Origin of the sequence: Leptospira semungkisensis (assembly GCF_004770055.1) — a bacterium.
Lineage (GTDB): Bacteria > Spirochaetota > Leptospiria > Leptospirales > Leptospiraceae > Leptospira_B > Leptospira_B semungkisensis.
Genome location: NZ_RQEP01000005.1, coordinates 630,332 through 653,067 on the forward strand (window position 1 = coordinate 630,332; position 22,736 = coordinate 653,067).

Consider the following 22,736-nt stretch of genomic DNA (forward strand, 5'->3'; position numbering starts at 1 on the left):
CTATTCTGTCGAAGTATGTCCGCTTCTCAATCTAATCCGAATATTCTATCTCGTTTGAAACTTCTTCTCAGTGAGAAGCTTTGGTTTAGGGTGTTGCTCGGTTTGGTTGGCGGATTGCTTACGGGCTTATATCTCAGCCCCGAAAATCAATTTATAGCCGTTGAGTACTCTAAACCGATCGCTGCTTGGTTGGGTATGCCCGGACATTTCTTCTTAATTCTTTTGCAGATCATTATGATCCCTTTAGTATTCTGTTCCATCGTACTTGGGATACATGCGGGAGAAACGTTGGAGAACCTTAGAAATTTCGGGGTAAGAACCTTTCTATACTTCGTCTTTACTACTGCGTTAGCCGTATCTATAGGGATCGCTCTCGCAAGTATCGTACAGCCCGGACGTTTCGTGGATCCTGCCGGAGTTCCTAGGTCCCAGATCCCTGCAAAAGTAATGAGCTCCTCCGATCCGGTTTCTATAGAGAAGATCCCGGAGCTGATCATTTCTGTTCTTCCAAGAAATCCATTCCTAACATTTGCAAATGGAGATATGCTAGGTGTAGTGTTTTTGGCGCTACTCGTCGGAATTGCACTTTTATCTATTGAGAAGGAGCATACAACCCATGTGCTTCCCATTCTCCATGCAATCTTCAGGACTAGCATGATCTTTGTAGAATGGGCGATGAAGATTGCACCCTTTGCGGTATTCGGTTTAATCGCACAGATCACTGCAAAGATAGGCATTAAGGTTTTATTAAGTTTGGGGGTTTACTTCCTAACAGTTCTCGGTGGGCTCGTATTGATCCTGGTCATGTACTCTTTGCTTCTCGTGCTACTCGCAAGAAAAAGTCCTATCTGGTTCTTTCAAAATGCGGGGGAAGTGCAATTGCTTGCCTTCTCCACTTCTAGTTCTGCAGCCGTTCTTCCTTTTACATTAAGAACTGCGATCGAAAAGATGGGAGTCTCTAAGAAGATTGCAGAGTTCATCGTACCATTAGGTGCCACAGTGAACATGGATGGAACTGCTTTGTATCAGGCAGTGGCGACAGTCTTTCTTTCTCAAGTATATGGGATCGAATTAACCGCAACCAGTCTTGCATTCATACTTATCGCGACAGTTGTTGCTTCTATTGGAACACCTAGCACTCCGGGATTAGGGATCGTTATACTTGCCTCCATTTTAGCAGGTGTAGGAATTCCTACAGAAGGAATCGGTATCATTCTAGGTGTGGATCGTATCTTAGATATGTGCAGGACAACAGTGAATGTAACCGGAGATTTGGTTGCTTGCAATGTATTTCAAAATCGAGAGAATCTTTAAGGTTCGATTTTTTGTAAGGTAAGTTTACTTACGATTACGTTGGACTTTCCTGGAACAAGAACCTTAAACTCCAAGTTTCTCATTTCCTTTTCGGAAACCTTAAATGGGATTCTTTTATGATCCGTTGCATTTGATTTTTCTAATGGAGTTAGTTCCATCTTTCCGTTATCTGCAGAGACTTGGAATTGAGCTTGGTCTAAACCATTCCCGTAAAAAACAATCTCATAGCTTCCTTTCGGCAAGGAAATAAAGGGACCGTATACCAAGGGGCCTTCTTTTCGGGTAGAATGGATCTCTAGATCGTTTCCGAAATACCCAGTATATGTTTTAAATCCACCTTCTCCCATTCTCCATTCGTAAAACACTTCCGTTTGAGACTGGCTACCTTTGGTATTTCTCTCGATACGAAAAACCTTTTGGTCCAGGCTTAGCAAGGTAAGCACGTCCGGATACCTTTCCTTCGTAGGAATCGGATAGTATCCGTTTACTTTTAAATCTGCGATAGGTTGAAATTGCAAATTCGAGTGATCTCCGAAATAGGCAGTGCTTTGGATCAAATATGGTTGAAGGCCTTTGGCTAATAAGCCTTCGGCTTTTTCCAAGAAGACTTGTGTATTTGAGAGTAGATATGTCTTTCTTCCATAAACAAAACTTAATATTCCTGCAATGTTTTCTTCGGTAGTAAAGAATACTGAGTTTTCTTCCGGCAAAGACTCGGAGAATTTTTGGAATGTCTGAGCGTATCCTTCCAGCATTGGGGTAAATAGAAAGAGCCTCGATCTCATCCAAGAATGACCGAGGCTTAAAAGGACAAGGAGAGTGATCCCCAGTTGTCTAAGCCTTCCCTTCCAGAAAGAGAAGGAAAAAAGACCGATCGCACCTAAGAGAATTACAATCGGGATCGAAAATAATACCCATCTTCTGGAAGCCCAGAGATGATCCGGAGAAATACTAGGATCATACAAATAGCCGACCAATAATAGAGTGCCGGAAAATACCCAAGGCAAATAGCCAATTCTAGGATTGAAGAAAAGCAATCTATCATAACCGAAGACAGCAAAAATGAATAAGAAGAAGGGAACGTACCAAAGAAAAATCGGCAATGAGTTCGCTGCGAATGAAGAAGCTTGTGTATCTAAAGAAATCCCAAAATGAATCGGTCTCAGGAAATACGTATACCCAAAGAGCAAAAAGAATATTAGAAAAAAAGAAACTCTCAGAAAGCTTTTTTTCTTTGTTAAGAAGGTTTTAGTTCTAAGAACGAATTCTTGAACGAAAGAAAGTTTCTCTAACAACAATAGAGCTAAAACAAATCCGATCGATATGATTCCCAGTAAGGAAAGTTTGTTCAGTGCCCCTTCCTTCCATAAATCCAAGAAGTATGGCTTAGAATAAAAATATCCGTATAGAACGCCTAAGCCGGAAACGAAGGATGTCACAAAAAACAAAAGGCAGGATTTTCTAAAATATCTTGGAGCAAATAAGAATGTATAAAAAGAAAATGCCGCTAAAGCAGGAAGCAAGACTAAACCATCTACGCGATTGAATGAATTTAGTCCGAGTAGAATACCCGGCCAGAATAACAAGAATTCATTCTTCTTATAGATGATTTTGTAGATGGAATAGAAAGAGAATAAGATCAGGAACTGACTCACTGGTTCAGAAAGAGGGATGCGTACACTCCATATTTCCGCGGGGTTCCAAGCAAACAAAGCCGCAGAGACAATGCCACCAATAGACCCCAAGATTCTTTTAGTAATTAAGAAAACAAAACATAAGGACAAAATTCCGAAGAATGAGTTTACTCTGAACAAGCCTTGCATTCCACCAAGATCATAACCCAAGGCTAAGTATGAAGGAAATAGATGATAGAATTGGATCGTTAGTGAACCTAATTCTTTAGAAAGACCAAGTTCAAAATTAGAATAGATCCCGGGATAACTCGAAAGTATAGAATCTCCTACAACTTCCTTTACTTCCTTCAAAAGAGGATCATATATTTGTAAACCTCCTGTTTTGGAAATCTGGACTGCAGAAATCGAATACACACCAGGGTCCCTTCCTCCCAAAACAAACTCTGTAGGAAAGAAGAAATATAAGAATACCGTAATCGAAAGGAAGACAGCTAAAATCAGATTCTCATACGAAAATAAAATCTTATTCTGCCATCCAAAAGTAAAAGAATAACGTCTTGAACGAAAAACAAAATAGGCAGATGCCAAATCGAGCACGAGCAAACTCACATCGAGTAGATACAAACTATAGATGTTCAATGCTACAGATGCAAGTGCTATGATCCCAACAATGACAAGGTAAGAACTAAGAGAAAGAACCCAGTTTTCGAAAGTATGGCTTCTTCCTTTTGTTAAAAAAAAGAAATGAGCGAAATAAACGAATACTGCGGAAAGAATGAAAAAGAAGATTTGCGACATTCAAAACGCTTGGAAGAATAAGCCAAAACCATGAATAGCAAAAGGAAAGTTCCTACGCAATGTTCTTTCCTAGTCTTATGACAAAAAAGGAAGCTACCTTCTCTCTTGGACAAAAAGTTTTTCCAACTTACCTTTTATAATATACTCGCTAATCTTACTGTTCCTCTAACCGGATTGGCGGATACTGCTATCCTGGGACAACTGGAGACTCATACCTTTTTGGCGGGAGTAGCATTATCCAATGTCCTATTCGATTATTTATTTTGGGGATTTTCCTTTTTAAGAATGAGCACGACGGGGCTTACCGCCCAGGCCGAAGGAAATCGAAATATCACGGAGTCTTTTCAGATACTCATACGTTCCCTAGTACTCGCAAGTTTTGTAGGTTTTCTTCTACTCTTTCTGAAATACTTCATCGGCGAGATCGGCTTTTCTTTCTTACAAGGAGAAGAAGAAGTCAAGGCTTCCGGCTACGATTACTTTCACTCTCGCATTTGGAGCGCCCCGGGAACTCTTTGCAATTTCGTATTAATGGGTTGGTTTTTAGGAAGAAGTAAGAGCGGGATCGTTCTTGCTGCCACTATTCTTGCAAACGTATCCAATTTTCTTTTGAATATTTGGTTCGTTCTTTATTTGAATTGGAACGCAGCGGGAGCAGGTTATGCAACAACGATAAGCCAATATCTTATGCTACTTTTCTTTCTGATTCCCTTAGCAAAAGAAAGAATACGTTTCAGAGAAGTGTATGATAAAATCCGAATTTTCTCCTTATCCGGTTTTCAATCCTTACTGTCATTAAACTCGGATATATTGGTTCGGACACTTTTACTGATCACAACCTTCAGTCTTTTTAGAAATTATAGCTCCGGCTTAGGATCTCCTGTCTTAGCGGCAAATGCAATATTACATCAGTTAATCTTGGTTGGTGCCTTTTGGATCGATGGAGCTGCAGTCGCAACGGAGACAATCGCCGGAACATTGAAAGGAAATCGTGACTTCGAAGGATTGAAAAGAATCTTAAAGCTTGGGATTATTTCCGGATTCGCAATCTCTTTAATCTTCTGTTTCTTATTTCTAGGATTCTCAGAGAGAATGTTCGCCGTATTCAGTAAATCGAAACAAGTCGCTGTATTAGCACAAGAATATGGTTACTGGATCATTCCTGTACTTCTATTAGGATCAACTGCTTTCATCTTTGACGGCTTCTTTTTAGGAATGTCCGAAGGAAAAACGCTTAGGAACTGCATGATCGTTAGTAGCATAGTCTTCTTTCTTCCGATCGCATATTGGGGAAAATTAGAAGCCAGCAATCATATTCTCTGGCTTTCTCTCGCAACTTATATGTTTGGAAGGACTTTGACTCTAGGAGTCATCGCTTACAAAAAATTCTTTCTAAGAAAAATGTTCAATTAGAAGAGAGATCCGTTCCTTTCGGCAATAAGGTAACTTCTATCTCTGCAGGAATCGGTTTCCAAAAATCGGAATCCTTTGCCTTAAATAGAATGGGCGAAGGAAGATTGTTCCAGCCCTCGCTTCTGAAAAGATCCACCACATCTTCTCCCTTCTGATAAGAACGAGAAGATTCTATTTTCTCCGGTTTAATGGAAGACAGAGGAACCCAACCAAAGCCAGGAATATATAGATCTAAAGTGTCCATGAAAGAAGGTTTAGAAGGATTAGAAAAAGATAATGTTCTTACCGGGCGAATAGGTACTCCCGAATCTAAAAGAGATTTCTTCAATCCGTCCCAATCCGAACGGAATAACCTCGCATCGAAAATCTTATCTATGAAATAATTTCCCGCCTTGTCCTTTACGGAAACCTTGTTCTTTGTGAAGGGAGAGAGATCCGTAGGAATTTCTTCCTTCTTTCTCAGAAAATCATCCAGAACATAGAACCTGACATTGGTAGTCCTTGCTTCGAAATGATATTCTAATGTTTGAACGCCTTTCGGATCATCAATGCCCAATTTTTTGGACAAGGCTCTGGTCCCCATAACCATGTCCCCTCTGAACTTTGGATCCTTGGTCTTAAGATTTCTGATCCTCTGGTGTTCGGTTGTAGGTGGAGGAAGAAGTCCCACGACTCCTCCTACAAGACTCGCTTCATCCAACGAATATTTGACTTTTACATTCACCAAATACGTTGCCTCTCCAGAAGAAAGAAAACGGTCCGTTTCTACAAAGGAGATCTTCTTAACCTCTCTGCTTGTACGATCCACGACATAAATGCGGCTTCCAATGATCGCAATTCCTCTAATATCTTTAGAAGGAGAACGAATAGAACCAGTGATCTTTCCGTTGTTTGGATCATATCTATAGACATTTCCATCCGAAGAATCGGTAATCCAAAGACTGTCTCTCGCAAAGCAAATATCCTTTGGCTCGGACCTGTCCGTTAAGAAGCCTCCCAAAAAAGTTTGGGCTCCTTTATCATAAACAGTGACCTTTCCCGAATCCGCGTCCAAGATATATAAATAATTCTGAAAGTTCGCAATGCCACCTATCTTATCGATGGGAACCTGGATCCTCTCCGTAACTCCGCCAGTATTCGGTTCCACTTTGAGAACGACTCTTTTGCTAGCCACGAACACTTTTCCTTCTCTCGGATCGAAATTCAATCCTGCAATAAAAGGGATCCCCAAATTGTACGCTTCTTGTCTGCCGGCAGGATCTACTTTGATAATGGCTCTTCTTTTGCTATCTGCGAACCAGAAATTAGTTCCGTCATAGGAAAGTCCGTATGGACTTTCAGTAAGTTGAATATCAATATCCGTTTCTTCCTGGGCATGGGCAGTTGGACTAGTTAGAAGAAAGAAGATAAGAAAAAGTAGATATATTAGAATTCTTTTCATCGGCTCAATAAATTGGATAGACTATGCCAAAGTTCCTCTCCCAAACTCGGCTGCACTCCCGTAGAAGTTACTACGGTGATCGGCGAGATCGGAAAGATAAGTACTAAAGATAGTAACATACTCCATCCAAAAATCTTACGGTATTTATCCAAAGGAGAAGGTCCATCGGGAATATAAGGATGCTCCACTCGGATAAAGTAATAGATGAGTAATCCCCAAACAATCCACGAATAATTCCAGATCGCTAGGAGAAGAAACGCAGAAAATAAATAATAGATCCAGCTTCTATATTTCTCACCCACCAAAGAGTAGATAACATGTCCTCCGTCCAGCTGACCGAATGGTAGAAGATTGAGCGCAGTAATCAAGAGACCGACCCAACCTGCGAACGCGAGAGGATGATATTCTACGCTAAACAAATTGGGATCGTACGGCCCTAGAATTTGCTGAGATGCGAAATATACAAAGATACTATTCCCGAAGCGAATATCTACCAGGTCCGAATTAGAAAGAAGGACTGAGGTCCTCTCCGCAAAAGAAACCAAACTAGAATATTGGAGTCCTATGAGCAGGCAGGGGATCGACAGAACCAAACTCATTGCAGGACCCCAAACGCCTATATCAAATAATTGAACCTTATTTCGGATGGGCTCTTGGATCTTGATCACTGCGCCCATTGTTCCCACGGGAGCTAATGGAACCGGAAGAAAATACGGAAGAGTAGAACGGATCCCGTAAAATCTCGCAGCCAGATAATGTCCCATCTCATGACAGAAGATAATAAACAGAAGAGAGACGGAGTATGGCCATTGAGCCTGAAAAATTTGAACAATCTTCTCCGCACGTTCAAAAGGAATCGTGAATATATTGTCTTGGAAAGTGAGAGTTAGGAATGTCAGAAAGAATAATAGCACATTCAATCCGTACTTTGATTTACTCAATGCTCTGTTCCGTTTTCCTTTAGAATATTTATCGAACTGACTCTCAAAATGATTCCTCCTTTACATACCGAAGCTAACTTAGAGGCTTATTCATAATAACGTTTAGCGATTCTTTCCGAGTCCTTTCGTTTACGGGATAAGAAATTGTTCGAGAACATCAAAGCCATTCGAAAAAACGACCCTGCCGCAAAATCGTACATCGAGATTGTTCTCTGTTATCCTGGCCTGCATGCTCTCTGGTTTCATTCCATCGCACATTTTCTATATCGGATCCAAATTCCTTTAATTCCTAGAATGATAAACACATTCGCTAGGTTTTTGACCGGTGTAGATATTCATCCGGGAGCAAAAATAGCTCCAGGAATTTTTATCGACCACGGCCAGGGAGTTGTGATCGGTGAGACCGCTGAAATCGCCAAAGGTTGCCTGATTCTACAAGGGGTCACACTTGGAGGAACAGGAAAAGAAAGCGGCAAACGACACCCAACCCTAAAAGAGAATGTGGTAGTCGGTGCGGGCGCTAAAATCCTAGGAAATATCACGATTGAAACCAATGTTAGGATTGGCGCGGGTTCCGTTGTGCTAAGGGATGTTCCTCCGGACTGCACTGTTGTAGGTGTTCCAGGCAAGGTAGTACGATCTAAAATAGATTTCGGAAAAGAAGGAGAAAGAATGCTAGATCACGGAGAATTGCCGGATCCAGTTGCAAGAGTCTTTTCCATCTTGGTAGAAAAAGTGGATACTTTACAGAAGGAAGTAAACGAGCTCTACGCCAGAGCGAATCTTTCTGAGAAAAAACCTGCCGAAAAGAAAGGAGACGATGAACTAAATGAGTTCATCCATGGCGGGGGAATTTAATTTCCAGACTGGCCTATTTCGGATTTTTTTTGACAAGTTGTCTTGTCTGTTTAGGATTTGCGCTACAATACATATACGACTTTGAATCGTCTCCGAGGGGTTATGATATCTAAATTCTTTTTTCTTCTGTTCAGCCTAACGCTGGGGATGTTTGCGATCTCCAATTGCAACCTTCTGGTAAACCACGACGATTTGTGTGCTAAAGACTTAAAGAATTATGATGAATGTTTTACTTTATTGTTAGCGACTGATGCAGGTTGTGGACAAGGAGTAGGAGTTTGCACTCCTGCGTACGTTCAATTAGCAAAGACAATTTGCGATAACAGAATGAAAGTCCAAGGTTGCCGCGCCAGCAGCAAGCCTTGATGATCCGCATTTCTTGTTCTGGTTAAACTCTAACTACCTTACGTAATCAGGGCCAGAAGTTTTGGATCTTATCAAAGAGCATCCAACTTTGATAAAGGGACAAAAAAGCCTCCGAGATCGGAGGCTTTTTCATTTTAAGGTCTAAGACAGAACTCTTATTTTTTAGGGATGAAACAATCCACTCCGTCTTCTTTCAGTTTTGATTTCAAGATATCTGCCTTAGCTCTATCCGTAAAATCTCCCATTTGAAGAACGAACATACCATCTCTCTCGAATAAATAAACCTTCTCACCGTATTCCGCAGAAAGATTCTTTCTGTAATCTTCCGCCAAACGACTATTTCTAAAGACGCCTACTTGAACTGTTTGTCCTTTAGGAGCTCCCTTAACGAGAGTAGCAGGAGTAGTTACCACTTTCTTAGGGGTCAGCTTTTCCGGTTTATTATTTTCTTTTAATAAAGCATCCTCGTCGTCCAGGCCTTCCATATCCTCGGATTCTCCGGCTGCTCCGTTGCCTCTGCTCACTACAGTCAAACCGACGCGAGCAAGCCCTACATCTTTGAATTCCAATGAGTCGGCAGCTTTCTCCGATAAATCGATGATTCTATCTTTTACAAAAGGTCCACGATCGTTTACTTTCACTAAGACTTCTTTTTCATTCTCTAAGTTCTTCACTCGAACAACAGATCCAAGAGGAAGGCTTGGATGAGCAGCAGTCAATTTAGTCTTATCGAAAATTTCTCCACTTGCAGTCGGCTTTCCTTGGAATTTGGAACCATACCAAGAAGAATAACCAACTTCGTCGAATTCTCCAGTGTTGCTTTGTTGTCTGGGAGGAGTGGTTGCCTTAACAGGCTTGTTATCCGCTAAAAGATCGTCTAGCCCTCTTTGGCTGGAGGAATTTTTTGCCAGGAGTAGATCTTTCTTCGACTCCTGATCCATTGGAGAAATTTCCTTCTCAAAGAAAATCTCGGATGGATCTCCGGACGCGCTGATACTTCTTCGAGTTTCGGAAGAAGCACATGCAGTTACTGTTATCAATGCAAAGATAGCGGCTATCTGTTTCATTTCTTGGGACCTCTGTCTCTATGGTTTATTTTCGGAGGTTTCTGAATTTTCCCTGAAGTTTTTTTCAGGTTGTATTCTGCAGAATTCGGTCGATATTCCTCTTATGGCCGAAGCCGATATCAAGAGAAAGTTTAACGAAGCGCTTAAATTTGAGAAGGAAGGCAAAATCTCCCAGGCGGCCAAGATATACTCCGAGATCCTCGGAATGAATCCCAAATTCCAAAAAGCGTATCTGAATTTAGGAGCCTTATATTCCAGAAGTGGAGACTCCGAAAAGGCGATCAAGACCTACCAAAAAGCCTTGGATCTGGGAAAAACACCCGAACTATATTATAATCTTGGCGTGGAGCTTTATCGACTCGGAAGCTTGGATGCTGCGGTAAAAGCTTTAAAGAGCTCTCTCGAATTAAACAAACGATATCTGAATTCCCATCTTCTCCTCGCGTATTGCTATAAGCAATTAGAGAGACCCGAGAAATCCGAACTCTACTTAAAAAATGCGATCAAGATAGATCCGAAAAATAAGACTGCCTTTGCGGCACTTGCTACCATCTACTTCGATACCGAAAAATGGCAAGAGGCCTTAGAAGCAGCAAATACCGCTCTTCAAATTAATCCAAGCGACGCGAGAATGGAGATCCTTCTCACGGATATTCATGTTAAACTCGGAAACTATAAACAATCGTTCGAGACCCTGAAAAAGGTCACAACAAGCGCTCCAGGATTTGTGCAATTCAGCGACTCTATAAAAGCGGCAAAACAAAATCCTAAGAAAGAAGATAAACTCTTCTTCGATAATTTAGAAGTTCTAACTCGCAAGAAACTGGATGAATTTAAGGACAAGCTGACCATGTCCAAGGAAAGTCCCGAGGATTTTGAAGCTCCTCAGGCACAGGACGCGCTTGATCTTTCGCTCATGTATTTGTTTCATGGAGATACGGAACGCGCCTTAAAGTATCTGCTCTATGCTCAAAAAAATCTGCAAGAAAACCCAGCTTCCGAAGCTTCTTAAGAACGCTGCAAATTTCCTTTTATTTCTAGGGCTCCTCTCTTATTGCCAATATCCAATCCGAGACCACGAGCGGATCGAAAGCGATCCTTACTTTGTGTATCTTCCCGCTACTGATTATACTCAGGAAAAAGTCGAATCCGTCCAAAGCCCATGGGTTGCCAAGTCTCATAGGGGAAAAGCCATTCTCGCTCCGGACAAGAATAATCTCGGCATTCTATTCGTTCGTAATTCTCTTTTAGATGACGCAGAGATAGAGTTCCAGTCTGCGCAGAAACTTCTCCCAAATAATCCTGTTCCTTCTCTAAATTTATTACGTTTATATTATATACTAGATGATATCTCCGATGCGAAGAAGTTCATGGAGGCGTTTCTAAAGCAAAACCCTCCTCTTGAAAGAAAGAAATTCGAGAACTTTCTGATCGAAGCGAGCAGAGATGAAGAATTGGTTATTTTCCGGGATGCACTCTCCACAATTCCAGGCCAAGAACTGTATGCTTGGGAAGGGCTCGCAGATTATTTCTTCACTAAGCAAGAATGGACAAAGAGTTATTTTTATTTGGAGAAGATCCTACAACAAAGTCCTTATCATAAGAACGCACGCGGGCTCACGATGAAGATGGCCAATATTTTGGAGAAGTGGGACGACGTTATCGTATTCGGACTGAGCCTTACTGGAACTGGAGAAAGAGTTCCCGAACTGGAATACTATATGGCTCATGCTTATTATGAAAAGAGACGCTATTCAGAAGCTCTAGAATGGATCCAAAAGGCACCAGAATCAGAAAAGGAATCGATTGTATTTTTAGAACTTTGGAAAGCCTGTTTGCTCTCAAGGAACCCAAAGGCGGATGTTTCGATCCTTCTTCCGTATTTTAGAAAATTGAAAAGTAAAGGAGTTCAATTTTCAGAAGAGGATTTCTTTCCTACCTTAACTCCGGAAGGAAAAGAGGCAATGGATAGAAATATCTTCGGCCGTTAATAATCCGTATTCGCCAATTCCCAGGTCTTGATCGCTCTTAAGAAAGAAAGTGGGGAATGAGTGCGAAGCATGGGAACTCCTTTCATCCAAAGATATGTTTCTGCGATCACAGTCGGGATCTCTCTTTCTTCAACTGGTACACCTCCCAGTCCATTCCCTAAAAAAGATTTCTTAGTCACGGAGACCATCAGTCTCGGAAACTCTTCCAACAATTTATCGATTTGAGAAAGTACCGAAAAGCTTACCTTAAAATCAGGGCTTAAGAAAAACCCCATACCCGGATCCAGAATGATTTTCTCCTCGGATAAACCCAGGGCTTGCAATGCTTCCTTTCTTTCCCGAAAGAAATCCAACACTCTGAATAATACAGTCTTAGGAGTCAGGTCGGAAGATCGATCCGCCTTATTTCCATGGTCTTGAGAAAACATTGCGATATACTTTGTAGGAAGATGAGAAAATTCCCGGACAAGCTCCAAGCTCTCCTGGTCCACAAAGCCTCTGATATTGTTGATGTAATCCACACCGAGTTCTAAGGCCTTTCGAATCACATAAGGACGAAATGTATCTATAGAGATCAAGACCTTCTCCTTTTTCAATTCATGAATGAGATCTTTCATTCTTTCCCATTCCAATTCTTGGGGGATCAAGGCGGCTTGCACATTCGAAGATTGAGCGCCTATATCAATTACGTCGGCACCTTCTTCCAATAGAGATTTTGCCTTGGCTAAGGCCTGGCCTTCTTGTAAGTATCTTCCTCCATCCGAAAAGGAATCCGAAGTAATATTCAAAACACCGAATAGGATCGGTTTTGCGGGCAAAATCTTGGACGGATTTCCATTCTGAACAAGGGAATTGTGCTTAGTTTCCATCTTGATACTTAGAGTCCTTCTTCCGATACTAAAACCAAATGCTGGAAAATCCAGGGATTTTCTCCGAGTAAAGGATCGCCGATGTTTTTTTCCAATCTTCAGAATCCGGGCAACGCGAGACCGCGCAATTTTCTATATTCTGTCCTAGCCGGAATTCTACTAATCTCCTTTCTTCCCTCGGAAAGAGAAGCGCAACCTATTCCGAGCCTATTGGAAAGAAATTTCGGCTCCCCGCTCAATACGCAAAATGACGAATACAATCCTATCATCAGCCCGGACGGAAGATACATGGTCTTTCAATCCAATCGTCCTGGAGGAGAAGGTGAATCGGATCTGTGGCTTTCGGAAAATGCAAATTATAAAAAGAGAGATGGAGAAGCAGATTGGAGAAAGCCGGTCAACCTGAACCAAGATATCTGGGAAAGAAATAAGAAGGACCTTCCTTCCGGAGAAAAGAAATCCAGGCTATTCAATACTGATAAATTCGAGGGAGGGCTCTCTATTCGATTCGATGAGTCCGGAAATCCTTTGGAGATCTTTCTTACTTCCGTACGAAATGTAAAAGCGGATAGAGAAGGATTGGATGCATTAGATATTTATTATACAAAGAGAGATGACTCTACCAAACGATGGAGCGATCTGATCGGGATCTCCGAGATCAATTCCAATTTCAATGAAAAGATGCCAACAGTATCTCCCGATGGAAAATATTTAGTATTCGCTTCCGATCGTCCGGGTGGATTCGGAGAGTACGATCTTTGGGTCAGTTATCGAAATGTATCAACCGGAGCTTGGTCTTCTCCGATCAATATGGGTTCTGAAGTAAATTCAAAATCTAGCGAGATTCTTCCTTATATTCATCCCGATGGAGAACAACTCTACTTTTCTACAAACAGGGAGAATGATAGAAAGAAGTTTTCCTTGTTTAGGATCTTCTTGAATCTTCCAGGCGATGCAGATACGGAAGATGCAGAAGATAAATTAACTACAGGCAAGACAGCCCTTCCTTATCCGGTACCGGATCCAGGAAGCTTGGAGAAACTGCCTCATCCTTTTAATTTAGAGCCATCAGAAGGGATCGACTCCGAGGGAATTTCTTTCGACCAAGAAGGTGTTTGGGCCTATATTTCTTCTAACAGAATGGGAGGACAGGGCCAGTACGATATCTATCGCTTTCAAGTTCCTGAGAATATGAGGAACTCTTACGACGTTTCCTTCCAAGGATTGGTTTTGGATGGCTCCGAACCTACCATGATCGGATTAGATGCAACGATCAAGATCATTGATACGGTAGGTCCTCCTAGAACGATTACTTCTCGCAGAATAGGAGGAGATCTTTCTAAAGGAAATCCTACGAATTTCAAAACTGTTTTGAAGACCGGACGATTGTATAAGGTGGAAATTGCTTCTCCTGGATTTTATCCTACGGAAGACAAACTAGATCTGAGAGGAAATGTTGAGAGAAACAAAAAGATCTATAAGACCTATGTTCTTCTTCCAATTAAAAAAGAAGAGAAAGGAAAAGTTACTTCAGTAACGGGTGACGCAAAGGGACTTAATGTTGCTGTGCTAGATGCTGTTACTAAAGAAGCAGTTCCTGGAGCGCTTGCTACAGTATTTACGCCCAAGAACAGACAGGGCGAAACATTAAAATACGACAGTTTGTCAAAAAATTTCCATTTCGAAACAATTCCCGACACTGACTTCGAAATTTTCGCCAAGGCAGAGAAATATATTTCCGAAAGTATAAACGTAATTAGAAAAGATCTTAAACCTGGATCAACGATTACAATTTTTCTGAGAAAAGAATCGGACGTACCGGTTGTTTTAGGTACTAAACTCTATTTCGAATTCAATAAGACCGAGGTAACGGATGCTCATGGCAAACAACTCGATCAGATTGTGGACTATCTTAAGAAGAATCCGTCCGATAAAATAGAGATTGGGGGCCATACTGATAATATTGCTTCCAAAGAATATAACACCCGACTAAGCGGGAACAGAGCGCGGAAAGTTTACGATTACATTCGTAGTAAAGGAATCCAAGCTGCTCGATTGAAAACAAGAGCATATTGGTATTCTAGACCCGACATGGATAACTCTACCGAAGACGGCAGAGCGAAGAACAGGAGGGTCGACTTCCGCAAGCTATAAAGGAGAGCAGATGGAAGTCGAATACCGTTCCTTCCTACAGTCACCTCGAGTTTGGGATACGATCCGAGATCCTCAAAAGGTCGGATATATACTGAAAGAGTACGTACATAACAACGGACTCTTCTTAAAAGAAAATCCTTATAAACTAGAATTACAGATACTTCAAACCACTCCGGAAGGAAAAATGCTATTGAGGCTAGATCCGGAGCAGGTTAACGAAGAAGGCGAGATCACCGTTTACAAAACCTTAAGCAAGCACATGGAGATCGGGTTCAAAGTCGAGTCCATAAACCAAGAAGAAGGGGTTATTGTTTGCACTCCTGAGTACGTCCGCATCGCAAAAGACGGGCGAATTATGCCTAGAATCGAAGGCTTACAAGGAAAGGTAGTCGCTCATCGCTTTCACATGTTGAAGAAGGAGCAAGACTCCACTAAGGTCCTGGGAACTTCAGGACAGATCTTATTAACCGATCTACATAAGAATATTTTAGCGGAGTATCCTTATTCCAGACTCGTATTCCCTGTCGGTAGAGAGTTGAGCGTGGAGCAAGAATTGGCTAAGCGAAGTGGCAAGATCATCTTCGCAAAAGAAGCATTCTCTTTAGAACCTCTCAGCAAAGAAGAAGCGAACGGATTCGATATACTCGATCTAAAGAAAGAATTAGAAGAAGAACTTCTTCTAGAAGATAGAATGAAAGCTTTCCGATTGGGAAAAGTGCAATCCTTCGCAGTGTATCCGATCTATTACAAAGATCCTCTGGGACCTAAGCTTGTTGCTCTAGGTTATGCTGAGACGAAAGATCGGACTTTGGATCCAGCGATCCTTAAGAAATATTCCGAACTAGAAGAAGTATTCAATGAAAGGATAGAAGATTCCAATACTTTGGATTTGGATGTACGTCAGAATGTAATCAACGCTTCCGAAGGTGGAATCCTTTTAGAAGTCACTGAATCCCAGTTAGTAGAATCTTTTCTTCATAAGCCATTCTTCACAGCTGATCTGACTTTTAAGATGCAGGCTCCTCTGAGATTCGCATTCAAAATCCGACATATTTCTCAGGTCGGGGAAATTTATCTTGTCGGTGCAGAAATAGTTGGCTCCAACGATGCCAAGGCGAATATGACTCTATTAAAGAAGAATTTAAGCTTCATTAAGAGCGTCTAACAGGCTTGGAAAAACAAAAATCCTTTTTACCCACTGCCCCTTATAAGGGCACGAGAGACTTTTATCCCGATGAAATGAGGTTTCGAAATTGGATGTTTTCCGTAATGCGGGAAACAGTTCAATCATTCGGGTATCAGGAATACGACGGACCCATTCTAGAATCCTTCGAATTATATCAGGCAAAAAGCGGAGAAGAGATCGTACAAAGACAACTTTACGATTTCGTGGATAAGGGAGAACGCCATGTTGCGATCCGTCCAGAGATGACTCCCACTCTTGCAAGAATGGTAGCAGGAGAAGTCCGAAATCTTGCCAAGCCTATCCGATGGTTTTCTATTCCTAATCTTTGGAGATACGAACAACCAGGAAAAGGACGCTTAAGAGAACACTGGCAATTGAATGTGGATCTATTCGGAGTGAATTCGTATAGAGCCGAAGTAGAGATCATTCTGATTGCTGACGCAATTTTAAAAAAATTCGGAGCTCCTAAAGGAAGCTACCAGATCAAGGTTTCTCATCGAGGGATCTTGGATTCGTTCTTAGGCAAGACTCTCGGCCTCGCGGCAGAAAAGTCCCAAGCAGTTTCCAAACTTCTAGACAAGAAGGCGAAGATCAGCAAAGAAGCCTTTGAAGAAGAAATTAAAGTCTTACTAGACAATCCAAGCAAACAACTAGATCTTATTTACAAATACTTAGATAGCAATTTGAGCAACGTAGGTGATTTGCTGGGGATAGATCCTTCCTCTGTTGAATTTATAAAGAACCTATTCTCCGATCTAGAAAGCCTGGGAGTAAAAGATCAGATGGAGTTCGATCCATCTATCATCCGTGGTTTCGATTATTATACAGGATGTATCTTCGAAGTGTTCGATACAAATCCTGAAAACAGAAGATCTTTATACGGGGGAGGACGTTACGATAATCTCATCGGACTCTTCTCCAATGACCAACTCTCCGGAATTGGATTCGGATTGGGAGATGTTACCTTCAAAAACTTTTTAGAAGGACATAAGCTTGTTCCAGATCTGAACAAAAAGAACGCAGTACTCATCCCTATCATGGAAGAAAAACTTTTTCCAGAAGTCTTGAAGCTCGCAGAAGAATTAAGATCTGAGGGAATAGGGGTCGAGACCATGTTGGAAGCCGCAAAAGTAGGCAAACAAATCCAGACCGCCGAAAAGAAAGGATATCAATTCTTATTATTTCTAGGAGAATCCGAGGTCTCGGAAAACAAGGTCCAGATCAAGGACATTATCTCCGGTTCTCAAAACACAGTTGCAAGAGCCGAACTTATTTCCGAATTAAGGAAATCACTGCTTGGATAAAACAATTTCTGATAAATTATCCCTGTTCGAGAGACTAGACTATGCAGTCGCATTATTTATCCGCGAGAATATTCACGGTCCTCGTTTGAATCGAATTCTTTCCCAGATCAATCGGGGAGAGATGATGCTTCTTTTAATTATTCCTTACCTTGCGTATGCGGCATGGAATCATCTCTTGCCTTATCCTTGGTGGATCGTAATTCCTTATGCTGGCTTGATTGCCTATGCGAACGATAGATCCGTTTTGGCTCTTAAAAAGATGATCTCCAGAAAGAGACCTCTGGTCACTGTCGCAGGAAAAGTGGATCAAAATCCGGACATGAAACATTCCTTTCCATCTGCCCATGCATCCAATTCGATGACTGCGGCTTTGGTATTGGTATTCTTGTTTGGATTTCCGGAATGGTTTTTGGTTTTGAGTTTGATGGCAGGGATAGGAAGACTATTATCCCTGCATCATTTCCCCAGCGACGTGATAGGAGGCTGGGTAATCGGAACTTGTTTCGGAAGCCTCGGCTTATTTCTTGGCCGCTGGCTTCTTCCCTACTGCTTTGGAACCACCTAAGGCATCCAAAGTCAACTTGTGACGGATCTCTCCCGAATACGAAATCGTAGTCGAAGAAAGGATCTCGTCGTTCAGATCCAGATTGATCTTCTTCTCTTTTACAAGTAGTTTCAAGAAGTTTAATACGTTCTTAGCGAACATTCTGGATGCATCGGAAGGAAGAGATCCCGCCAGGTTCAAGTGACCTACTACGGATACTCCGTTCTTAGTAAGAACAGTCTTTCCGTGTTGAGTGTACTCGCAGTTTCCTCCGTTTGGAGAAGCGAGGTCCACTACAACGGATCCGGATTTCATTCTATCCACGATCTTTTTAGTGATGATGATAGGAGCTTTTCTTCCTGGGATCAACGCAGTGGTGATGATCACATCCGCTTTTGCTGCGAATTTCTCAATAGCTTCTTGTTGGCGTCTTTTGTACTCTTCTGTTTGCTCTACAGCGTAACCGCCTGCAGCAGCAGAGTGAGTTGCACCTTCTACTTCTACGAATTTCGCGCCTAAGGATTGAACTTGCTCTTTTACTTCGGGACGAGTATCAAATACGTCCACGACTGCTCCCAATCTACGGGAACTTGCAATCGCTTGCAATCCAGCAACCCCTGCTCCGATGATCAATACGGAAGCTGGAGTGATTGTTCCTGCTGCAGTAGTTAACATTGGGAAGAATCGAGTAAGATGAGTGGAAGCAATGAGTACCGCTTTATATCCGGATACTGTTGCTTGAGAAGAAAGAACGTCCATGGACTGAGCACGAGTGATACGAGCAATCGCGTCCAAGCTACTTACTGTCACACCTTGAGATGCAAGCTTCTTAATAACCTGAGGATTTACCGCAGGCTGGAACATACCTAAATAGATAGAACCTTTCTTGATCTTGGAAAGGGTGGCTCCGTCAGCCAAATGAATGCTTACTAGAATATCAGCCTTCTTAATAACATCAGCTCTTGCTGAAATGCTTGCTCCGGCTTTCTTATAATCTTCGTCCGAGAAATATGCGCCTTCACCGGCACCTTTTTCGACAATAACAGAAGCGCCGATTTTTTTCAGAGCGTCAACGACGTCCGGGGTAATGGCTACCCTTGTTTCTTCCTTAGCTTCTTTCAATACTCCGATATTCATACAGCCTACTCGAAAGGATTTTTTCGGTTCGATCCCAGTTTATGGGAAAAGTAGGTCCAGATTTTCTTGGCGAACGATTAATCCAAGTGATTTTTAAAGTATTCGACCGTTTTCCGAATTCCCTCTAACAAAGGCACTTTAGGTTCATAACCTAGTTTTTGTCTCGCTAAAGTCAGATCGGGCTTTCTACGGCTTGGATCGTCCTGAGGAAGTGTTTTATAAACAATCTTAGAAGAAGAGCCGGTCTCTTTTAACACTAGTTCGGCAAGTTCTTTAACGGTAAATTCTCCATCATTACCTAAGTTGACAGGGCCGTTAAAATCTTGGGTATTCATCATCTTGATAATCCCTTCGACTAGATCATCGACATAACAAAAGGATCTCGTTTGAGAACCGTCACCATAAATAGTGATGTCTTTTCCTGCCAATGCTTGGACCACGAAATTGCTTACTACACGACCATCGTCCGGAAGCATGCGAGGGCCATACGTATTAAAAATACGAACCACTCTGATATCTACTTTATGATTTCTATGATAGTCGAAGCAAAGAGTTTCCGCTACTCGCTTGCCTTCGTCGTAACAGCTACGAATACCGATCGGATTTACATTTCCCCAATAGGTTTCTTTTTGAGGATGCTCGAGAGGATTTCCGTATACTTCACTTGTAGAAGCTTGTAAGATCCTAGCTTTAACTCGTTTAGCAAGACCTAACATGTTTGTAGTTCCGAGAACATTAGTCTTGATCGTTTTGATTGCATTGGATTGATAATGGATCGGACTTGCTGGACATGCAAAATTATAGACCTGATCCACTTCTAATCGGATCGCTTCCGTAATATCATGTCGGATCAATTCGAAGCGAGGATTGGAGAGAAGTTTTTCTATATTCTTCTTTCTTCCGGTGTGGAAATTATCCACGCAAATTACTTCGTTTCCTTCTTGAATGAGTCTCTCACAAAGATGTGAACCGATGAAGCCAGCGCCTCCGGTTACTAGAACTCTATTAGCCATCAACTCTCTCTATATTCGTAAATTCCGGCGGGAGAGGCTTACCATTTAGATCCAAGCCTCTACTCAAAAACCATTCCATTACTTCAGGTGTTACTTCACCAGGAAAAGGTGTGTCCATTCCCGGAACCATTCCTTCTTCGAAACCGGAAGTTTCAACAGGAGAAGAGACCGGACCAACCGCGCGTTTTAATGAAAAGAATATGATGGATACGCTAAAAAAGGACCAGAGTAGAGCAATCAAATATCCCAAGAACAAGACCGATTTAGGAACCGCTCCTCCAGGAACAGTTCCTGTAGCCCAATGAGCCAAGATGCCTGCGTCGGTGTTCTGTATATTATCCGTGAAGTCCAAAAGATCGTAAAGACTGTAAAGGCTCACGCTTGTTCCTAAGAATACTGTGATGAGCCTATCCCAACCGAATGGAAGAAAGGAAGACACTAAAATAAAGATTCCCCAAATGAGTCCCGTTCTTTGAGCGAGCCCTCCTGCTGTTGTGTACTTCAATGTAAGAAGTAAAACTGCTCCCCCTAAAAGAAGAAGAGTAGGACGGACCAAATTTCCTTTGAAGCCTCTGTTGATCAGAAACCCACCGACCAAGCAAGATCCCAAATAACCTGCAGATACAACGAAGACGAAAGGGCTTTTTCCTGTCATAGGAGAGGCAACCGTTTGCCCAGCTTCGTCTCCTTGCAGTTCGATCATTTGAACGGAGCCGCCGGAAACTAAAGTGGCAATCGCGTGACCTGCTTCATGGATCAAGACCACGAAATCTTTTAAGTAAGAAACCCATCCATGATTCCAATAGGAAAGAAGAGTGACCACAATGGCGAGTAAGAGTGCGAGACGAAGGAACCGATTCTCCATTCTATTTTGAGTATCGGCTTTTTAGAATAGAACTCTCGCAGAAATGTGAAAGGCGCAGATTTATCGAAAAAGTCTTTTACTTAGTCCGTTTTAAAATGGCTTAAAATCCCGCCAAATTTTTCGGAATGTTCTAAAGTATCTTTTACGGAATATCGAATATTCTCCGAAGTCTCGGCTATACTTTCAGCGCTATTCGAAATAAGATGCATCGAATCTGAGATCTCTCCCGCAGCAATCTTTTGCTGTTCAGAAGAATTCGACATCATTCTTCCTAATGTGAGAACTTGATCTGAATTCGCGCGGATCTCTCCCAACTTCTTGGATTGTTCTTCTAAAAGGGTTTTCACTCTAGAGGCTGAATCATGCACTTCTTCAATATAGTCTTGGAGATTTTTGAATACGTCTACGGATTGTCCTACTTTCAGTGCACCTTCTTCAACCGAAGTGGATGTGCTTCTTACTAAATTCGTAATGTCTTTGATGCTCAGTTTGGTTTGTTCTGCGAGTTTAGAGATCTCATCTGCTACGACTGAGAACCCCTTTCCTGCCTCGCCGGCCCTTGCAGACTCAATGGAAGCATTCAAGGCCAACATATTCGTTCTTTCAGAGATGCTTGTGATTATTCCTACGATCTTATTGATCTGATTGGAGAAGGATTTGATTTCTTCCATAGAACGAATTGCTTCGTTAAAGATCTGCTTTGCTTGGTTCGCCTTTCCTGCTACATCACCAGTTTGAGTTTCCAGATTTTCCATAGAATGCGAAGTCTGACCCAAAGAAATATCTATGGACCCAATGCTCGCATTCACATTGGACAAACTTCTGGTTTGCTCGCTGATTGTGAGAACGATCTCTTCTATCGTTTTAGAAAGCTCTTGAGAAGCAGCAGAAGTTTCCTCCACAGATACAACTTGCTGTTGAGAACCTTGTTGGAATGAATTCGCAGACTGAAAGAGTTGTTGGTACAAATTCAAATTCTTTTGATAGTTCTCTTTCATCTGCACCAAAAGTCCCCAAAGGCTGATGGTCATACAACGGATATCAGAATAGATCCGATCTACACTTCTGCTTCCTTCTAATCTAGGAATGTCCGTATTTAAATTGCCGTTTACTATCTTGACTACGATCTCTTGGACTTCATTCATCTTTCCGCGCAACTTGAGAACGGATTGGACTAGAAGAAAGACCCCGATAAGGATCGAAAGAAGTGCAACACTCGAAACCAACGGACTCGACTCGAATAATCTTGCTAACGCATAGAAAGAAGGAAGAAGAATGAATGATAGAATGCTTAGGGCTAAAACTGCCCAGCCAAATCGATCTGCAAATTTTTTGTATAGTGAGGAGAAGAAGCCGCCAACCCGATTTTGACGATTCATCTGCGCGAATAATTTATCCGCCTTGTCTATATGCTTTCTTGCCGCTTTCTTACGAACAGACATATATCCAGTGATGATGCCATTCTCTAAAACGGGAGTTACAGTGGCATCCACCCAATAGTGGTCCCCGCTTTTTGCACGGTTCTTCACGATCCCGTTCCAAGGGCGTCCCCCTTGCACTGTGTCCCAAAGATCTTGATACACAGCAGGAGGAATATCTGGATGGCGAACTATATTATGAGGCTGACCAAGCATCTCTTCTTCAGAGAATCCGGAAATGGTTGCGAAGTCCTTGGAAACGTAAGTAATTCTGCCCTTGGAATCCGTTCTAGAAATAATAACGGCGGTCTCGCTAAATTGAATTTCTCGACCGGTAATCGGAAGATTCTTTCTCATATTTCCGTTCTAAGTTTCTGCCTTTTTGAGCATAGTACATTTGGCTCAGAAGACATTATTTTAAAA

The 22,736-nt window shown here is 41.9% G+C and carries 19 protein-coding genes; 10 read left to right on the forward strand and 9 right to left on the reverse strand.

Going from position 1 to position 22,736, the window contains the following annotated elements; all coding sequences use genetic code 11:
• Positions 1-15 precede the first annotated feature (15 nt).
• Entirely contained in the window at positions 16-1,314 is a 1,299-nt protein-coding gene (locus tag EHO59_RS03100) for a dicarboxylate/amino acid:cation symporter (RefSeq protein ID WP_135584634.1), read from the forward strand.
• Here the strand turns inward: EHO59_RS03100 and EHO59_RS03105 are convergent.
• On the reverse strand, positions 1,311-3,746 hold the full coding sequence (locus EHO59_RS03105; RefSeq protein WP_135584636.1) for a hypothetical protein: 2,436 nt from the start codon (positions 3,744-3,746) through the stop codon (positions 1,311-1,313). The genes EHO59_RS03100 and EHO59_RS03105 overlap by 4 nt on opposite strands.
• 105 nt (positions 3,747-3,851) lie before the next feature.
• On the opposite strand from EHO59_RS03105, the gene EHO59_RS03110 reads away from it, so the two are divergent.
• On the forward strand, positions 3,852-5,159 hold the full coding sequence (locus EHO59_RS03110) for an MATE family efflux transporter (RefSeq protein ID WP_135584638.1): 1,308 nt from the start codon (positions 3,852-3,854) through the stop codon (positions 5,157-5,159).
• Here the strand turns inward: EHO59_RS03110 and EHO59_RS03115 are convergent.
• Together EHO59_RS03115 and EHO59_RS03120 are read right to left on the reverse strand one after the other, a co-directional pair.
• The gene (locus tag EHO59_RS03115; RefSeq protein WP_135584640.1) at positions 5,152-6,600 is read right to left on the reverse strand and encodes an NHL repeat-containing protein; all 1,449 of its coding nucleotides are present in this window, start codon (positions 6,598-6,600) and stop codon (positions 5,152-5,154) included. The two genes, EHO59_RS03110 and EHO59_RS03115, sit on opposite strands and share 8 nt — an antisense overlap.
• Positions 6,597-7,541: a site-2 protease family protein gene (locus EHO59_RS03120; protein ID WP_135584642.1), complete on the reverse strand. Its 945-nt coding sequence runs from the start codon at positions 7,539-7,541 to the stop codon at positions 6,597-6,599. The genes EHO59_RS03115 and EHO59_RS03120 overlap by 4 nt, the downstream gene beginning before the upstream one ends.
• A 144-nt stretch (positions 7,542-7,685) precedes the next feature.
• On the opposite strand from EHO59_RS03120, the gene cysE reads away from it, so the two are divergent.
• Both cysE and EHO59_RS03130 read left to right on the forward strand, forming a co-directional pair.
• Complete coding sequence (gene cysE / locus EHO59_RS03125) at positions 7,686-8,399, forward strand: serine O-acetyltransferase (protein ID WP_135584644.1); 714 nt, start codon at positions 7,686-7,688, stop codon at positions 8,397-8,399.
• A 102-nt stretch (positions 8,400-8,501) separates the two neighbouring features.
• A complete protein-coding gene (locus EHO59_RS03130) occupies positions 8,502-8,765 on the forward strand; it encodes a hypothetical protein (RefSeq protein ID WP_135584646.1) in 264 nt (87 codons plus the stop codon).
• A gap of 155 nt (positions 8,766-8,920) precedes the next feature.
• Here EHO59_RS03130 and mpl36 read toward each other — a convergent pair whose 3' ends face one another.
• The gene (gene mpl36 / locus EHO59_RS03135) at positions 8,921-9,832 is read right to left on the reverse strand and encodes an RlpA family plasminogen-binding lipoprotein MPL36 (RefSeq protein WP_135584648.1); all 912 of its coding nucleotides are present in this window, start codon (positions 9,830-9,832) and stop codon (positions 8,921-8,923) included.
• 103 nt (positions 9,833-9,935) lie between these two features.
• On the opposite strand from mpl36, the gene EHO59_RS03140 reads away from it, so the two are divergent.
• Together EHO59_RS03140 and EHO59_RS03145 are read left to right on the forward strand one after the other, a co-directional pair.
• The gene (locus EHO59_RS03140; RefSeq protein WP_135584650.1) at positions 9,936-10,844 is read left to right on the forward strand and encodes a tetratricopeptide repeat protein; all 909 of its coding nucleotides are present in this window, start codon (positions 9,936-9,938) and stop codon (positions 10,842-10,844) included.
• Entirely contained in the window at positions 10,798-11,823 is a 1,026-nt protein-coding gene (locus tag EHO59_RS03145; protein ID WP_135584652.1) for a tetratricopeptide repeat protein, read from the forward strand. The genes EHO59_RS03140 and EHO59_RS03145 overlap by 47 nt, the downstream gene beginning before the upstream one ends.
• On the opposite strand, the gene folP is transcribed toward EHO59_RS03145, so the two are convergent.
• A complete protein-coding gene (gene folP / locus EHO59_RS03150) occupies positions 11,820-12,692 on the reverse strand; it encodes a dihydropteroate synthase (protein ID WP_135584654.1) in 873 nt (290 codons plus the stop codon). The two genes, EHO59_RS03145 and folP, sit on opposite strands and share 4 nt — an antisense overlap.
• Before the next feature lie 81 nt (positions 12,693-12,773).
• On the opposite strand from folP, the gene EHO59_RS03155 reads away from it, so the two are divergent.
• From EHO59_RS03155 to EHO59_RS03170, 4 genes are read left to right on the forward strand one after another with little or no spacing between them, the layout of a single operon-like run.
• Positions 12,774-14,846, forward strand: coding sequence for an OmpA family protein (locus EHO59_RS03155; RefSeq protein ID WP_135584656.1), 2,073 nt, complete (start codon positions 12,774-12,776; stop codon positions 14,844-14,846).
• A gap of 10 nt (positions 14,847-14,856) precedes the next feature.
• A complete protein-coding gene (locus EHO59_RS03160) occupies positions 14,857-16,011 on the forward strand; it encodes a DUF1577 domain-containing protein (protein ID WP_135584658.1) in 1,155 nt (384 codons plus the stop codon).
• A gap of 5 nt (positions 16,012-16,016) precedes the next feature.
• Positions 16,017-17,336 carry a histidine--tRNA ligase gene (gene hisS, locus EHO59_RS03165; RefSeq protein ID WP_135584660.1) on the forward strand — a complete coding sequence of 440 codons (1,320 nt, stop codon included), beginning with the start codon at positions 16,017-16,019 and terminating at the stop codon, positions 17,334-17,336.
• Positions 17,329-17,901 carry a phosphatase PAP2 family protein gene (locus EHO59_RS03170; RefSeq protein ID WP_135584662.1) on the forward strand — a complete coding sequence of 191 codons (573 nt, stop codon included), beginning with the start codon at positions 17,329-17,331 and terminating at the stop codon, positions 17,899-17,901. Before hisS ends, EHO59_RS03170 begins: the two co-directional genes overlap by 8 nt.
• Here EHO59_RS03170 and EHO59_RS03175 read toward each other — a convergent pair.
• From EHO59_RS03175 to EHO59_RS03190, 4 genes are all read right to left on the reverse strand, one after another.
• The gene (locus tag EHO59_RS03175) at positions 17,854-19,017 is read right to left on the reverse strand and encodes a Re/Si-specific NAD(P)(+) transhydrogenase subunit alpha (protein ID WP_135584664.1); all 1,164 of its coding nucleotides are present in this window, start codon (positions 19,015-19,017) and stop codon (positions 17,854-17,856) included. The two genes, EHO59_RS03170 and EHO59_RS03175, sit on opposite strands and share 48 nt — an antisense overlap.
• 77 nt (positions 19,018-19,094) lie before the next feature.
• Complete coding sequence (locus tag EHO59_RS03180) at positions 19,095-20,030, reverse strand: UDP-glucuronic acid decarboxylase family protein (protein WP_425460201.1); 936 nt, start codon at positions 20,028-20,030, stop codon at positions 19,095-19,097.
• Positions 20,023-20,895, reverse strand: coding sequence for a M50 family metallopeptidase (locus tag EHO59_RS03185; protein WP_135584668.1), 873 nt, complete (start codon positions 20,893-20,895; stop codon positions 20,023-20,025). The genes EHO59_RS03180 and EHO59_RS03185 overlap by 8 nt, the downstream gene beginning before the upstream one ends.
• 80 nt (positions 20,896-20,975) lie before the next feature.
• Positions 20,976-22,670 (reverse strand): methyl-accepting chemotaxis protein, encoded by a 1,695-nt coding sequence (locus tag EHO59_RS03190; RefSeq protein ID WP_135584670.1) that lies wholly within the window; start codon positions 22,668-22,670, stop codon positions 20,976-20,978.
• Between the last annotated feature and the right edge of the window lie 66 nt (positions 22,671-22,736).